Source organism: Stenotrophomonas sp. S41 (genome assembly GCF_016624625.1).
Taxonomy (GTDB): domain Bacteria; phylum Pseudomonadota; class Gammaproteobacteria; order Xanthomonadales; family Xanthomonadaceae; genus Stenotrophomonas.
Genome location: NZ_JACVTV010000006.1, coordinates 20,584 through 35,480 on the forward strand (window position 1 = coordinate 20,584; position 14,897 = coordinate 35,480).

9 protein-coding genes and 1 pseudogene are annotated in these 14,897 nt (G+C 69.0%); 3 read left to right on the plus strand and 7 right to left on the minus strand.

What is annotated here, in order from left to right; genetic code table 11:
- Window positions 1-220: 220 nt before the first annotated feature.
- Together IAE56_RS02580 and waaA are read right to left on the minus strand one after the other, a co-directional pair.
- Entirely contained in the window at window positions 221-1,483 is a 1,263-nt protein-coding gene (locus IAE56_RS02580) for an amino acid transporter (protein ID WP_200751355.1), read from the minus strand.
- A 212-nt stretch (window positions 1,484-1,695) separates the two neighbouring features.
- Window positions 1,696-2,994, minus strand: a complete 1,299-nt coding sequence (gene waaA / locus IAE56_RS02585; RefSeq protein ID WP_200751356.1) for a lipid IV(A) 3-deoxy-D-manno-octulosonic acid transferase — start codon at window positions 2,992-2,994, stop codon at window positions 1,696-1,698.
- A gap of 60 nt (window positions 2,995-3,054) precedes the next feature.
- Between waaA and IAE56_RS02590 the strand changes: the two genes are divergently transcribed.
- Window positions 3,055-3,972 (plus strand): LpxL/LpxP family Kdo(2)-lipid IV(A) lauroyl/palmitoleoyl acyltransferase, encoded by a 918-nt coding sequence (locus IAE56_RS02590; protein ID WP_200751357.1) that lies wholly within the window; start codon window positions 3,055-3,057, stop codon window positions 3,970-3,972.
- A gap of 282 nt (window positions 3,973-4,254) precedes the next feature.
- Here the strand turns inward: IAE56_RS02590 and IAE56_RS02595 are convergent.
- The 5 genes and pseudogenes from IAE56_RS02595 to IAE56_RS02615 all read right to left on the minus strand — a co-directional run bounded on the left by IAE56_RS02595 (window position 4,255) and on the right by IAE56_RS02615 (window position 10,359).
- Window positions 4,255-4,704 (minus strand): annotated as a pseudogene (locus IAE56_RS02595) (transposase).
- 166 nt (window positions 4,705-4,870) lie between these two features.
- The gene (locus IAE56_RS02600; protein WP_200751358.1) at window positions 4,871-6,202 is read right to left on the minus strand and encodes an O-antigen ligase family protein; all 1,332 of its coding nucleotides are present in this window, start codon (window positions 6,200-6,202) and stop codon (window positions 4,871-4,873) included.
- Window positions 6,183-7,298, minus strand: coding sequence for a glycosyltransferase (locus tag IAE56_RS02605; RefSeq protein WP_108769946.1), 1,116 nt, complete (start codon window positions 7,296-7,298; stop codon window positions 6,183-6,185). The genes IAE56_RS02600 and IAE56_RS02605 overlap by 20 nt, the downstream gene beginning before the upstream one ends.
- Window positions 7,299-7,310: 12 nt before the next feature.
- Complete coding sequence (locus IAE56_RS02610) at window positions 7,311-7,508, minus strand: zinc-finger domain-containing protein (RefSeq protein ID WP_108769947.1); 198 nt, start codon at window positions 7,506-7,508, stop codon at window positions 7,311-7,313.
- A gap of 109 nt (window positions 7,509-7,617) precedes the next feature.
- The gene (locus IAE56_RS02615; RefSeq protein WP_200751359.1) at window positions 7,618-10,359 is read right to left on the minus strand and encodes a TonB-dependent receptor; all 2,742 of its coding nucleotides are present in this window, start codon (window positions 10,357-10,359) and stop codon (window positions 7,618-7,620) included.
- A gap of 417 nt (window positions 10,360-10,776) precedes the next feature.
- Between IAE56_RS02615 and IAE56_RS02620 the strand changes: the two genes are divergently transcribed.
- Window positions 10,777-14,127, plus strand: coding sequence for a GH92 family glycosyl hydrolase (locus IAE56_RS02620; protein WP_200751360.1), 3,351 nt, complete (start codon window positions 10,777-10,779; stop codon window positions 14,125-14,127).
- An 8-nt stretch (window positions 14,128-14,135) separates the two neighbouring features.
- Window positions 14,136-14,870 carry a basic secretory protein-like protein gene (locus tag IAE56_RS02625; RefSeq protein WP_200751361.1) on the plus strand — a complete coding sequence of 245 codons (735 nt, stop codon included), beginning with the start codon at window positions 14,136-14,138 and terminating at the stop codon, window positions 14,868-14,870.
- Window positions 14,871-14,897: the final 27 nt, after the last annotated feature.

Sequence of the window (14,897 nt, forward strand, 5' to 3'; positions counted from 1 at the left end):
CGGGTCGCGAGGGGGAGCATCCACGCATGGCGTGGATCTACTGCGACGTGGCGCGAATGTACGGGGCGCGCGTTCATCCACGCGTGGCGTGGATCTACCGGGTGCGTGTGCATCCACGCGTGGCGTGGATCTACGGGGTGCGTGTTTTTCGCGTATGGCATGGATCCAGAGGCAGTAGAGCCACGCCATGCGTGGCTGCCGTGCGCGGTCACGGGCCACGTCACCCCTGCCAGAGCTGGATCTGCCGGGCCAGCGGCACCAGGCACAACACGGCCGCCAACGGCGCCAACAGGTAGATCAACGCCGTGCGCTGGCGCGGCAGCGGGCCCTGTGGACGCAGCAGGCCCAGACACAGCACCGCCAGCAACGGCAGCACGGCCAGGCCTGGTGGCAGCACCGCGCGCTCAGGCAGCCAAGGCACCAGCAGCATCGCCAGCGCAGCCGCACCCAGAGCCAGCACCGCCCGCCCCGGGTCGCGATCGTCGTGATCAGCGGCATCGGCACCCGGCCGCCGCCACAACGCCGGCAGCAGTTCCACCGCCAGCAGCAGCACCACCACCTGCAGCGCCAGCAACCCGGCCCAGCCCGCCACCGGAACCAGCGGCAGCACCCACTGCAGCTGCGGCACCGCCTGCACCGCCACTGACAGCGGCCGCGTGCTGTCCAGCGCCGCGAACTGCACCAGGCCCGACTGCAGCGCCGCCAGCCCCATCAGCAGCAGCATGGCCGCCAGGACTGCACCACCGGCCATCTGGGTCAGTTGCCGGTGCGGTCGCTGCACCCGCGGTGCCACGCCCAGCAGCAGGCCCGCGCTCGCGAATACCCCCAGCAGGGGCACGGCAGCGGCTACCACGCCGCCCAGGCCGAAACGATGCGGCCCGGTGGAGGACGGCATCCACGGCACCCAGTTGCCGTAGTGCACGTAGCGCGCGGCCAGCAGCACCAGCAGCAGGCCCAGGCCCACTTTCACGGTCAGCAGCCCGCAGGCGACCAGCAGCGCACGACGTGGCCGCAGCATCGCCGCCAGGCCAACCGGCAGCAGGCCCAGCGCCGCCGCCATGGACATCGGCAGCCAGCGCTGCGGTGCTGCGCCGAGCGCGCCGGCGGCCGCGTACAGGTGGCGGGCCCCCGACTGCGCGGCGCCAGCCAGGGTGGCCAGCAGATCCAGCAGCAGCAGGGCCAGCAGGACGGCCGCCAGCCGTCGCCCGCACACACCCTGCAACAACGCCGGCAGCCCTGCTGCATCCGGCGTGCGGCGCATGACCTCACGCAGGCAGAACAGCAGCGGCGCCGTGCCCACGGCCGCCAGCAACAGGCTCAGCACGATGGCCGGCCCCGCGCGTGCCGCGGTGTTCTGGCTGACCAGGGCGATCACGCTGCCCCCGATCAGCAGGGTCAGCGCCAGCACCAGCAGGTGGTCGCTGCCCAACCGGTCGAACGCCGCGCGCCCGCTGCGCAGACCGGCATCGCTGTCGTCCTTCATCGCAAGCTCCCTTGATGCTGTCCAAGCATGGTGGACATCAGGCTGGCAGCCTGGATCGAGGGACGGAATCAGAATCGGCCGAATGTGTGTCGCGCTGTGATTGCAGACACAGCAGGCAACGGCCAACGGTCCGACTACGACAGCGCGGAGGGCGTCAAGCGGGCTTGAATCTGTCGAACGCGACAGTGCCGGGACGGCAGCGTGCGCTGGCCTCAGTCGCGCGGCGGCGGCAGGTGCGGCGCGACCAGCGCCAGCGTGCGCTGCAGGGCCCCGCGGCCGTTGCTCACCAGCGTACAACCGGCTCGCGCCATGTCTTCGCGGGCCTGCGCGTCGTCCAGCAGGTGCTGCAGCAGATCGCCCACCGCCTGCACGTCCTCGCCGATCAGCAGCGCCCCGGCCTCGCGCATGCGCCGCGAGATCTCGGAGAAATTATGCAGGTGCGGACCGGTCACCGCAGCCGTGCCCATCGCTGCCGGTTCCAGCAGGTTGTGCCCGCCGATGGCCTGCAGGCTGCCGCCGACGAAGGCGACCTGCGCACAGCCGTAGAACGGCATCAGTTCACCCAGCGTATCGATGACGAACACCTCGGTGCCCGCACCCGGCCACTGTTGCGCACGGCGCGTGGCCACGCTCCAGCCCTGCTCGCGGGCCAGCGCTTCGACCTTCGGGAAGCGTTCGGGGTGGCGTGGTGCCCACAGCAGCAGCAGGTCCGGATGGCGCTCGCGCAGGCGCCGGTGCAGGTCGATCACCGCCTGCTCTTCACCATCGTGGGTGCTGGCAGCGATCCACACCGGCCGCGTGGCCGGAACCTGCGCATGGAACTGGGCCACGAACGGCCGCACGTCCGGCGTGGTGATGTCGAACTTCAGGTTGCCCAGCGCCTGTACCTGCTCCGGCGCCGCGCCGAGCTGCACGAAGCGCGCCGCATCGTCTTCCGACTGTGCGGCCACGCAGGTGACGGTGCGCAGCGCGCGGCGGATGAGCGCGGCCAGCACACGGTAGCCGCGCAGCGAGCGGGCCGACAGGCGGGCGTTGAGGATGTAGACCGGGATGCGGCGGTCGCGGCAGCCGAACAGCATGTTCGGCCACAGCTCGGTTTCCAGGATCAGCGCCAGGCTGGGCTGGAAATGGCCGAGGAAGCGGTTGACGCTGCCCGGCACGTCATACGGCAGGTAGACGTGGTCCAGCGCATCGCCCCACAGCGCGCGCACCCGCTCCGACCCGGTCGGGGTGATGGTGGTGATGACCCAGCGGATGTCCGGGCGCTGCTCGCGCAGGGCGTTGACCAGTGGCGCGGCGGCGTTGACCTCGCCCACCGAGACGGCGTGCAGCCAGACCCGCGGCTGGCCGGTCGGCTGCGGATAGGACGCATAGCGTTCATCCCAGCGCCGGAAGTATTCACGGACCCGGAAACCGCGCCAGACCAGGTGGTACACGGTGATTGGCAGCAGGATGTAGAGCACGACCGAATACAGGCCGCGCAGGATCCATTCGACAGGGTCTTTACGCATGCGGCAAGGATACGGGAGCCCCCCGGGAAAGACACGCGGCGGGGTTGGTAGAATGGCCGCATGTCAGATGCCTCTACCGCCGTCCGCCCGTCCCTGGCCGATCCCCGCAACTGGCCGATGTTCGCGGCCATGTTCGCTGCCTTCGGCATCGCCCGCCTGCCGTGGATGCTGCAGCGCGCGCTTGGCCGCGGCGTCGGCTGGATCACCTGGCGCCTGCTCGGCAGCCGCCGCCGTGCCGCCGAGGTGAACCTGAAGCTGTGCTTCCCCGAGAAGGACGAGGCCTGGCGCAACCGCCTGGTGCGCGACAGCTTCGACGCCCTCGGCGTAGGCATCTTTGAATGCGCGCGTTCGTGGTGGGGCAGCATCGACAGCATCCGCCCGCAGGTACAGATCGAGGGCCTGGAGCATCTCAAGCAGATGCAGGCCGAAGGCCGCGGCGTGCTGCTGGTGTCGGGCCACTTCATGACCCTGGAGATGTGCGGCCGCCTGCTGTGCGACCACGTCGACCTGTCGGGCATGTACCGCAGGCACAAGAACCCGGTGTACGAGTGGGCGGTGAAGTTCGGCCGGCTGCGCTACGCCAAGGCGATGTATGCCAACGAGGACATCCGCGCCACCGTGCGCCACCTGAAGAAGGGCGGCTTCCTGTGGTACGCGCCGGACCAGGACATGCGTGGCAAGGACACCGTGTTCGTGCCGTTCTTCGGCCACACCGCCGCCACCATCACCGCCACCCACCAGCTGGCGCGGATGACCGGCTGCGCGGTGATCCCCTACTTCCATCGCCGCGAGGGCGGGAAGTACTTCCTGAAGATCGGCGCGCCGCTGGAGAACTTCCCCAGCGAAGACGTGGAAGCCGATACCGCGCGGGTCAACCAGGCCATCGAACAGATGGTGCGCGAGGCCCCGGACCAGTACCTGTGGATCCATCGGCGGTTCAAGCGCCAGCCCGGTGGCAGAAGCGATTTCTACAAGTAGATCCACGCCATGCGTGGATGATGCCCGGCCGCGCTCGTCACCGCGCCATCCACGCATGGCGTGGATCTACAACACTCCGGCACAGATCAGCTTGGCATCGCCTAGTAGATCCACGCCATGCGTGGATGAGTCCCGTCCGCGACCAGTACCGCGCCATCCACGCATGGCGTGGATCTACAGCACTCCGGCACGGATCAGCTTGGCATCGCCTAGTAGATCCACGCCATGCGTGGATGAGCTCCGTCCGCGCCCAATATCGCGCCATCCACGCATGGCGTGGATCTACAACGGCCATCGGCACCACGCGTAGGGATACTCCCCCACTTCGCACGCCAACCCCGCACGCACCGGGTTGGCCATGATGTACATCGCCTTCTCGTGCAATGACTCGTCGGTGCGCACCGCATGGTCGTGGTAACCGTGCTGCTAGAGTGCTCCGGATCGCCCCAGCTGCCGGTTCAGCAGGCGGCTGCTGCGGGATTTGAGCAGGGACATGCATTCGGCGAGTGTTCCCTTCCGCAGTTCCATCAGCCAATGCAGGTGATCGGGCATCACCACCCTGGCAAGGCTGTGGCTGATGCCGGCACGCTCGACGAAGCGCAGGGCGTCGACCAGCACCGCGACGTTGGCGGCATCGGAGAAGAAGGGCTCACGGCCAATGGTGGTCGTGGTCAATGAGTACACGATGCCGGTGCTGGAGTGGCGACCGTAGCGGAGTCTTGGGCTGGCCATGGCGCCAGCGTGCGATAGGTACGCGAGTGTCGGTATTGGGCGGTTGCCCGTATTGGTGTCGGGAAAGCTCCATCCACGCTTGGCGTGGATCTACTGCAACGCCCGCGGCAGATCAACGCCACGCGTGGATGATTCCCGTAGATCCACGCCACGCGTGGATGCGCGATCACACCGTTTTCAGTGCGTCGTCCGGTTCGCGGGCCAGCAACGTGCCGACGAACAACGCCGCCAACAACACCGTCACCCCGCCCCAGAACGCGGAATAGAACGCCAGGTGGGTGTTGAGCGGGAACACGGTGGCGGCCAGCGCCAGCATCGCCGGGCGCGCGCGGTCACGGGCCGCAGCCGGTGCGAAACGCCAGGCGCGCCACGCCTGGGCGACGGCGGCCAGCCACAGCAGCAGCCCCAGCACGCCGGTTTCGGCGAGGATTTCCAGCACGATCTGGTGGGCGTGCAGCGCCGGTTCGGCGCCCCACACCGCGGGCCCATCGTCACCGACGCACTGCGGGTACGCATCGCGGAAGCCGCGTGCGCCCACGCCGTTGATCGGGTGCCCGGCAATCATGCAACCGGCCGCACTCCAGATGCGCCCGCGTCCGGACAGCGCCTGGTCGACGCCCTCGGTGCCGCCGTCCCAGGCCATCGCGGTGCGCGCCACGCGCTCGCGCAGCTGCGGCACGCTGGCGGTCAGTGCCGCCGCGGCCAGCAGGCCGACCACCGCCAGCAGGCCCAGCCGTTTCCAACCAAGCTGGCGCACGCCGCTGTAGGCCACGATCACCGCGAAGGTGATCCACGACGCGCGCGAACCGGCCAGCAGCAGCACGATGGCCAGCGCCGCACCGGCGAGCAGCCAGCCCGGCGTACCGAAGCGGCGTGCGGCAGGAAGCAGCAGGAACGGCGAGAGGCTGGCCAGGACCTGGCCGAACTTGAGGTTGCACGGCCCCAGCGGACCGCTGAGGCGGTCGGCCAGGGCCATTTCCTCGGCCGGGCACAGCGCATGGCCGCTGACGGCGAGTTTCAATTGCTGCAGCGACCAGAACCATGGGCTGGTGCCCGCCAGCGCCTGCACCAGCGCATCCAGCGTCCACAGGGCGGTGATCAGCGCCAGGCCACCGAAGATCAGGCGGCGCCGCTGCGGGGTGGCCACGGCAATCGCCACCAGCCACATGAAGGGCAGGTAGCGCAGGCCGGCGGCCGCCTTGGTCCACGACGCCGCCGGGTCGATCGCATCGAAGGCGGAGAACGCCTGCGGCAACCAGTAACCGAGGAACAGGATCGAGGTCAGCGCCCACGCGGCGGGCGTGAGCAGATGCGGGCGGCGCTGCAGGCGGCGCATGATCATGCGCACCGCGGCATACACCGCGCCGAGGCCGAGCACGGTTTCGGCGATACCCGGCAACGGCCACAGGGCCACGTAGGCCAGCACCCACCATGGCGCCCAGCGCCCGGCGCGCTCGTCACCCGCGATGGGTGCGGCGTCAGCCTGCAAGGTCGGCATAGAGGCGGAGGGTGTCGCGCTGCATGGTCTGCAGGGTAAACGGGATACGGCTCGGCAAGGACGGCGGCTGCGCCAGCAGGGCCAGCGCACGTTCACCCAGCGCCCGTGCATCGCCCAGCGGCACGGCGCCGGCCGGCTGCAGCTGCTGCAGCAGTTCGCCCACGCCACCATGGTCCCAGCCCAGCACCGGGCGGCCGACCGACAGCGCCTCGACCACGGTACGGCCGAACGCCTCGGGCTTGTCCGACAGCTGCAGGACCAGGTCGCTGGCCGCATAGGCCTGGGCGATACGCGCGGTCGGGGTGCTGATCTGCACCGCCTCGGCCACGCCCAGCGCGGCCGCCTGGCGGCGCAGCTCGGCCACGTAGCTTTCGCGGCCGGGCTCGTCGGTGCCCAGCATCCAGAGCTGTGCCGGCACGCCGGCAGCGCGCACGTCGGCCAGCAGCTGCAGTGCGTGCGCATGACCCTTCAGGCGGGTGCCACGGCCCGGCAGCAGCAGCAGCGGGCCGTCGACCTGGGCCAGCCAGGGGTAATCGGCGGCCAGCGCCAGCCGCGGCCGGCGGTCGGCACGGGCCACGCGGGGGAACTGGCTGACATCGACGCCACGCGGAATGACCTGCAGGGTCTGTTCCGGCACCGTCGGGTAATGCTGGCGCACGTAGTCGCGCACCGTGTTGGATACGCAGATGACGCGCTCACCGCTGGTCATCACCGCGCTGTAGCGGCTGGGCGAATTCAGGCCGTGCACGGTGGTCACCCAGTGCGGACGCTGCGCGGCCGGCATCGCGCGGATCGCGTACAGGCCCAGCCACGCCGGCAGGCGCGAGCGCGCATGCACGATGTCCGCTCCAATCTCGGCGAACAACCGCCGCAGGGTGGGCAGGTGGCGCAGGGTCAGCAGCGATTTGCGGCCGATATCAAGGGTGAGGTGCTCGGCACCGCTGTCCAGCAGCGGCTTCACCAAGCGGCCACCGGCGGACACCACCAGCGCGCGATGGCCGGCGGCGACCAGGGCCGCAGCGATTTCCAGGGTCGAGCGCTCGACGCCACCGGAGTGCAGCGCCGGCAGCAACTGCACCACGGTCAGTCGGCGCATCGAGATGCCTGCTTAGTCGGCCAGCACGAAGGTGGAACCGCAGTACGGGCACTTCGCCTCGCCGTTGGGCTCGTCTTCGATCGGCAGGTACACGCGCGGATGCGAGTTCCACAGCGCCATTTCCGGGGTCGGGCAGCTCAGCGGCAGGTCGCTGCGGTGCACGGTGTAGCGCTTTTCGGCATTGGCGGGCGCGGTGGCGGTATGGCTCATGGCGGGTGTCGATGAACGGATTGCGAGGCCTGCGATTCTAGCACCTTGGGGCGGTCCGGCCGCCCCCTGCCCGTTCAAGGCCCCCGGGCGTGCCCGGGGGCCAGCGGCCCTACTGGAAGTCCAGCGACAGTTCCAGGAAGGCCGAACGGCCGAAGGCGTTGTAGACGCCCTGGTCGTAGTACGGCCAGTTGCCGTTGCTGCGGTCGATCGGCGGCATCTCGTCGGTCAGGTTGTTGACCGTCAGCAGCAGGCTGGCCAGGTCGTTGATGCGGTAGCCGACCGTGGCGTTCCAGGTGGTCCAGGGGCCGATGTTGCGCTGCTCGCCGCGGCTGTCCCAGGTGGGGGCGTTGCGTATGCCGAACGCGCTGGCGGTGAACGGCCCGCGCTTCCAGTTCACGCCCAGGGTGGCGCGGTACTGCAGTTCGTTGGAGTTGGCGCAGCACAGCTGGTCGTAGACCGGGTCGCCTTCCTTGTCCTGGGTGGTGTGCTTGAGCGGCCGGTAGTAGCCGGCATTGACCGCGAAATCACCCACCGACTGCGTGGCCCAGCGGTAGTCCAGCGCCGCCTGCACGCCGTTCTGGCGCTGGCTGGCGATGTTGATCGGGTACGAGAACACCTTGTCCACGCCGTTCGGGTTGAGCGGATCGGTGGCCGGCTTGCGCTGCACCTGGCCCAGCACCTGCTGGCAGGTGGGCGAGTTGATGTCGAACTGGGTCTGCCCGTTCTCCGAGACCCCCAGGCGGCAGTTGGCCTCGGTGTCGAGGATGCTGTCGGTGCCAAGGATGCGCACTTCGTTCTCGATGACCACCGAGTTGTAGTCCACCGACAGGGTCAAGGCGTTGTCCAGCGTCGACCACACCACGCCATAGGTGAAGGTGCGCGCGGTGATGTCCTTCAGGTCGCGGTTGCCGGTGCTGGAGGACAGCACCGAGAGGCCGGACTGGTCGCACTCGTCGAAGTTGTCGGAGGTGTACCCGGCCTGCCGGCATTGGTAGAGATCGGTGTTGGTGGTGTAGCCACTGCTTTCGCGCGAGAACAGGTAGAACATGTCCGGCGAACGGAAGGCGGTGGCGTAGCTGCCACGCAGCAGCAGCGATTCGATCGGCCGGTATTCCAGGCCCAGCTTCCAGGTGGCCTTGCCGTTGCCACCGCCGCGCTGCAGCGCGTACTTGTCGTAGCGACCGGACAGGTTGGCGCTGAACGTATCGATGATCGGCACCTGCAGTTCGGCGCCCAGCGCGTACAGGTCACGCTGGCCCTGCGCCGAGGTGCCGGCGGTCTGCCCACGGAACAGCACGCCCGCGTTGGGATCGGCCGACTGGTTGAAGAACTTCTCGCGCTGGCCCTGCGCGATCAGCGCGAAGCCGACGTCGCCGGCCGGGAGGGTGAACAGCGAGCGATCAGTGAGCAGCGCCGTCACGGCGGTGCGCGACGCACTGGATGCGGCGCGGTTGAGGCCGCTGAAGCTGTCGTACTGCTCACGGTTGATCGGCTGGTACAGCCGCGACAGATCCGGCGCGTAGACCTCGTAGCCATCCTGCATGCCGAGCATCGGCCCCAGGTAGTAGTCGTCAACGCCATTCTTAGCGAGGAAATCGGTGGATTTGCGGGTGACGTCGGTGCTGGAGCGGTTGACGTAGACGTCGTAGTCGAAGCCTCCAAGCACGCCGCGCACGCCCGCGGTGATGTTCAGCGAGCGGGTGTAGACGCGCTGGTCCTTGGCATCCAGGCCGACTTCCTCCGGCGCGTAGATGCGCTGCCACTGTTCGTACTGGCCGCTGGTCTGGTTGTAGAAGGTCTTGTTCCAGAACGGGCTGCCACCGCTGTAGGTCGGCCGGCCGAAGCCGAACAGGATGTCCGAGTACAGCTCGGTGTCCGGGCTGAGGTGGTAACGCAGGAAGGTGGTGGCGTTGACGTCCTGGCTGGAGTTGTACAGCGACGCGGTGCCGACGTTGTCAGGCGTGCCGCAGTAGTAGCCGCCGCCGGAAATGTCGCGGTGCGCGTACACGGTGCTGCCGCCGAACAGGTCCGACAGCGGCGCGCAGGTGGCCGCGCCCGGGTCGATGTAGGCGTTGGGGCCCATGCGCATGCGCAGGAAGCTGCGCGAAGGATCCTGCGGGCCGGTCGGGTTGTCGTTGACGCTGTCGATGCGGCTGCGGTCGAAGGCGTAGATCGCCTTCTGGTTGGTGTATTCCAGCCCGTAGCTGATATCGAGGTTGCCGAAGGTCTGGCCGCTGCTGGCGCTGAAGCGCTGGCTGGAGCCGCCGCCCTGGCTGTAGCCGCCGACGCGGTAGCGCAGGTGGGTGCCTTCGACGCGGTCCTTCAGCACGATGTTGACCACGCCGGCAATGGCCGAGGAGCCATACACCGAGGACTGGCCACCGGTGAGCACGTCGATGCGCTCGACCATGCCCAGCGGGATGTTGGCGATGTCGGCGATGCTGGTGTTGCCGTTGTAGGCCAGCGGGTAGCTGTTGATCGGCCGCCCGTTGATGAGGGTGAGGGTGTAGCTGGGGTCCAGGCCGAACAGGCTGATGGTCTTGGCTCCCGGGGTGTAGAAGCCGGTGCCCTGCGAATCCTGCACCGAGCCGTTCGACACCGGCAGCGAGCGCAGCGCGTCGAACACGGTGGTGAAGCCCTGTGCCTGGATCTGCTCGGCGGTGATGGTGGTGACTGGCGAGGGACCCTCCACCTGTGCGCGCGGGATGAGCGAGCCGGTGACCTTGACCGCATCCAGGTCGCGGGTGCGCGGCGGATCGGTGCCCTCCCCCTGCGGGGTGGACTGGGCCTGTACGGCAAGCGGCGACAACAGCAACGACGACATCAACAACGACAACAACCGGGGTTTCATCAAGCTCTCTCCAGAGGCGGATGACGGTCCAGCCGGTGGGGGGCGGACGGGAAGGTCGTGGATGGACGGCAGTGGCGGGCAACAGCGGGACGGCAACGGGGCCGGCCCGGATCAGGACATGCGGGGCATTCCGGTACAGGGGGTGAGCTGGCCATTTTTAAATCGATCCAAGGCAGCCTGTCAATAATTTGAAATGAAACGGTTTTGCCGGATTTGGATCGAACTAATTGCACTTGTCAGGGGGCAATGGGCTGAGGCAGGATCGGGACGATTCCGACCCCGACCCGATCGCATGGCCCGACCCCCACCGGACCGGCATCGCCCCCTCCACTGCCCCCTGGGCGGCGGGCGCGATGCTGTCCGTGGTGCGTGCCGATGCGGGTTCTGCCTGCCGCCTGCCCTACCGGGAGACCCTGCATGACCCTGTCCGATCCGCGCCGCGCCCTGCTTCCGCTTGCCCTCGCCCTGGCCTGCGCCACCCCCGCCCTGCCCGCACTGGCACAGGGCCTGCAGACCTCGTTCGAAGCGGGCGAACCGGCACCGGCCCAGGCCGGCGGCGCCCTGCAGGTGCAGATCGGCAACGGCCCGGCCGAGCCCTATGCGGCCAAGCGCAACGTCGGCTACAGCGGCCTGCGCGCCCTGCACTACCAGGCCGGCGGTGGCAGCGCGCGGCGCGAACTGTTCGCAACCGACCTGGCCATCGACGCCGATACCACGCTGTCCTGGCTGGTGCTGCCGGAGATCGTCGGCAAGGACACGGTGGCCTCCACCTTCGTATCGCTGGACCTGCGCCTGGACGATGGCAGCCGCGTGTCGGCCAGCAGCGTGCGCGACCAGCACGGCATCGCCCTGGGCGCACAGGCGCAGGGCGAATCGAAGACGCTGTACCCGCAGCAGTGGGCACGCAAGGCCGTGCGCCTGGGCGATGTGCCGGCGCTGCGCGGCCGCCGCGTGGTCGCCATCGAGCTGGAGGTGGCCAGCGCCGAGGGCGCACCGGTCTCCGGCTGGATCGACGACGTGCGCCTGGATGCACAGCCGCGCAACGTGCCGCAGCGGGTTTCGGACTGGGTGCTGACCACCCGCGGCACCCAGGCCAACGGCACCTTCTCGCGCGGCAACAACTTCCCGGCCACCGCGGTGCCGCATGGCTTCAACTTCTGGACGCCGGTGACCGATGCCGGCGCGCTCAACTGGCTGTACCGCTGGAACGAGCAGAACGATGCGAAGAACCGTCCGCAGCTGCAGGCGCTGGCACTGAGCCACCAGCCCAGCCCGTGGATGGGCGACCGCCAGACCTTCCAGGTGATGCCCTCGGCCAGCCGTGGCGTGCCCGAGGCCGACCGTGGCAAGCGTGCGCTGTCCTTCGACCGCAGCCATGAAAGTGCACGCCCGTACCGCTACGACGTGCGCTTCGACAACGGCATCGCCGCCTCCATTGCGCCGACCGACCACGCCGCGCTGTTCCACTTCGCCTTCCCCGAGGGCGGTGATGCCAACCTGCTGTTCGACAACGTGGACGCACGCGGCGGGCTGACCCTGGATGCGGCCACGCAGTCGCTGTCCGGCTACACCGATACGCGCAGCGGCCTGTCCAACGGCGCCACCCGCATGTTCGTGGTCGCCCGCTTCGACAAACCGTGGCGCAGCAGCGGCCGCATCGACACCGGCCGCCCCACCGGCTACATCAAGTTCGATGCGGGCAGCGATCGCCAGGTGACCATGCGCATCGCCACCTCGCTGATCTCGGTCGAGCAGGCGCGGCACAACCTGGACCTGGAAATCGCCGCCGCCGATACGCTGGACAGCGTCGCTGGCCGCGCGCAGGACGCCTGGGATGCACGCCTGGCCCGCTTCGACATCGGCAATGCCAGCGACGATGCGAAGACCACGCTGTATTCCAGCCTGTACCGCCTGTACCTGTACCCCAACTCCGGCCATGAAAATGCCGGCACCGCGGCCGCGCCCGACTGGCGCTACGCCAGCCAGGCCAGTGCCGAGGACAACAACACCGACGGCAGCGCCAGCCGCAGCTTTGCGCCCGTGCGCGATGGCCAGGTGTACGTCAACAACGGCTTCTGGGACACCTTCCGCACCACGTGGCCGGCGTATGCGCTGTTCACCCCGGACGATGCCGGCAAGCTGGTGCAGGGTTTCATCGAGCAGTACCGCGCCGGCGGCTGGATCGCACGCTGGTCTTCACCGGGCTATGCGGACCTGATGGTCGGCACCAGCTCGGATGTGGCCTTCGCCGATGCGTGGCTGAAGGGCATCGGTGGCTTCGACCCGGCCGAGGCCTACGCCGCCGCGCTGAAGAACGCCACCGTGGTACCGCCGGACCGCCATGTCGGCCGCAAGGGCATGGACCGTTCGACCTTCCGCGGCTACGCCAGCGCCGACGTGCATGAAGGCATGTCGTGGACAATGGAAGGCGCGTTGAACGACTTCGGCATCGCCAACATGGCCGAGGCCCTGGCCAAGCGCGCGACCAATGCCGCCGAACGCGAGCGCTACAGCACCGAGGCCGATTACTTCCGCTACCGCGCGGCCGGCTACTCGACCCTGTTCGACCCCGCCGCCGGCTTCTTCCAGGGCCGCAAGGAAGATGGCAGCTGGCGCCTGAATTCGAAGGCCTACGACCCGCGCGTGTGGGGCTACGACTACACCGAATCCAACGGCTGGACGTTCGCCTTCACCGCCGCGCACGACGGCGAGGGCCTGGCCGCGCTGTACGGTGGCCGCGACAAGCTGGCCGCCAAGCTCGATACGTTCTTCTCGACCCCGGAAACCGCTGATCCGGCGCTGGCCGGTTCCTACGGCGGCACCATCCATGAAATGACCGAAGCGCGCGACGTGCGCATGGGCATGTACGCGCACAGCAACCAGCCGGCGCACCACATCCCGTGGATGTACCTGTACGCCGGGCAGCCGTGGAAGACCCAGCAGCACGTGCGCGAGATCCTGTCGCGCCTGTATGTCGGCAGCGAGATCGGCCAGGGCTACCCGGGCGATGAGGACAACGGCGAGACCTCGGCGTGGTATGTGCTGGCCTCGCTGGGCCTGTACCCGTTGCGCATGGGCGCACCGGAGTACGTGATCGGCTCGCCGGCCTTCGAGCATGCGCGGGTGGAACTGCAGGGCGGCGCGGTGCTGACCGTCAACGCGGCCAACAACTCGGCGCAGAACGTCTACGTGCAGTCGCTGAAGATCAACGGCAAGCCATGGACCAGGACCTGGGTGCCGCACGAGGTGATCGCCAAGGGCGCGACGCTGGACTTCGTGATGGGCCCGCAGCCCTCGCGCTGGGGCACCGGCGTGGATGATGTGCCGCGTTCGCTGACCGCGCCGGGCAAGCGCCCGCAGATGCTGCATGACCTGCTCGGCAACGGCGCCCACGCGGCGCTGGCCGATGGCCGTGCCCTGCCCGCGCTGCTGGACGACGATGCAACCACGGCCGTGCCGCTGGGCGCGGGCGCCACCATCGCACTGACCGCGGTGGGCGATGGCGCGCCGACGATGTACACGCTGACCAGCGGTGAAGGCGCGATCCGCGGTGCCGGATGGACGCTGGAAGCGCGCAGCAATGGTGGCGCGTGGGTCGTGCTGGACGAACGCAGTGGCGAGACCTTCGACTCGCCACGCCAGACCCGTCCGTTCCGCATCGCCACGCCTGCCCGGCATGCCGAGTACCGCTTGCGCCTCGGCGCGCCGGGACGCCTGGCCCTGGCCGAGATCGAACTGCTCGCCCCCGCTTCCACCCTGGCCCGTTGAGGAAACCGATGACCGCGTTCCGACTGCTGCTGTCCGCCGCCGCCCTGTCCGCCGCCCTCGCCAGCGTGCCTGCGCATGCCTTGGAGACCACCGAGGTACGCCAGGGCGTGACCCTGCACTACACCGACGCCACCGATGCGCTGGATGCACCGATGCGCGCGCGCATCATCGAGACGTTCTTCTCGGCCTACCTGCGCGAGCGGGCGGATTTCCATCCGGCCGCGCCCAGCCAGGTCGGCATCGTCATCGACCCCGGCTACGACGGCGTGGCCTATGTGGGGGAAAAGGAGAAAGCGGCCACCATCACCATCGACCCCGGCTGGCTGGCCAAGCATCCGGCTGACCTGGACCTGGTGACCCACGAAGCGATGCACATCGTGCAGGGCTATCCCAGCTACGGCGACCAGCAGGTGCCGGGCTGGCTGGTGGAAGGCATCGCCGATTACGCACGCGACCGCTATGGCATGGGCAATGCCGCGGCGGGCTGGGCGCTGCCGCAGAAGGTGGGCAAGGGGCAGACCGTGGAAAGCGGCTACCGGGTGACCGGTGCGTTCCTGAAGTGGGCCGAGGGCGAACACCCCGGCCTGGTACTTGCGCTGGACAAGGCCCTGCGCGCAGGCCAGTACACCCCGGCGCTGTGGCAGAAGCACGCCGGCAAGGCACTGCCGGCGCTGTGGGCCGAGTACGCCAAGCCGCGTTCGGATGCCCCGCCGCCGGCACCGGCACGACGCGGCAAGCGCTGAGTGGTAGCGCCGGGCCATGCCCGGCGG